Below are 633 nucleotides of genomic sequence, written 5' to 3' on the forward strand. Positions count from 1 at the left end.
CCTCCGCCCCCGCCTCCTCCACCGCACGCGGCAACCAATAGCGCAGCGGCAAACCACCCCGAGAGCAATAGACGTTTGACGTTGTTCATGGCCTTAACGAGAACGGCATCGCACGCCGGATCGGCGCCGTGCGAAGCATGCCACGGCGGATATCGAGAATGCAAAAAACCCGCCGATATCGCTGCCGGCGGGTTTTTATTTCAGCGTTGCCGTGATTTTATTGCAACTTGATTTCGACGTCGACGCCAGCCGGCAGGTCGAGCTTCATGAGCGCGTCAACCGTCTTGTCGGTCGGGTCGACGATGTCCATCAGACGCTGATGCGTGCGAATCTCGAACTGGTCGCGCGACGTCTTGTTGACGTGCGGCGAGCGCAGGATGTCGAAACGCTTCATGCGCGTCGGCAAAGGCACAGGGCCCTTGACGATGGCGCCTGTACGCTTCGCGGTATCGACAATCTCAGCGGCCGACTGGTCGATGAGTTTGTAATCGAACGCCTTCAGGCGAATGCGGATCTTTTGCTTGGTTGCCATGATGTGTGTCCTTAGCCGTATGAATTAAGCGAGGACCTTGGCCACGACGCCAGAGCCGACGGTCTTGCCACCTTCGCGGATGGCGAAGCGCAGGCCTTCTT

Annotated in this window: 1 protein-coding gene and 1 pseudogene; both read right to left on the bottom strand. The window is 59.1% G+C overall.

The features are described from left to right. Nucleotides 1-217: 217 nt before the first annotated feature. Complete coding sequence (gene rpsJ, locus QN397_RS26605; RefSeq protein ID WP_028250951.1) at nt 218-532, bottom strand: 30S ribosomal protein S10; 315 nt, start codon at nt 530-532, stop codon at nt 218-220. A 24-nt stretch (nt 533-556) separates the two neighbouring features. Next, nucleotides 557-633: pseudogene (locus QN397_RS26610) on the bottom strand (elongation factor Tu); the annotation flags it as partial.

This window comes from Variovorax sp. RTB1 (assembly GCF_035018765.1).
Taxonomy (GTDB): domain Bacteria; phylum Pseudomonadota; class Gammaproteobacteria; order Burkholderiales; family Burkholderiaceae_C; genus Variovorax.

Excerpts from the sequence above, each read along its gene's own strand:
- rpsJ (WP_028250951.1), bottom strand. The coding sequence starts at position 532 with ATGGCAACCAAGCAAAAGATCCGCATTCGCCTGAAGGCGTTCGATTAC.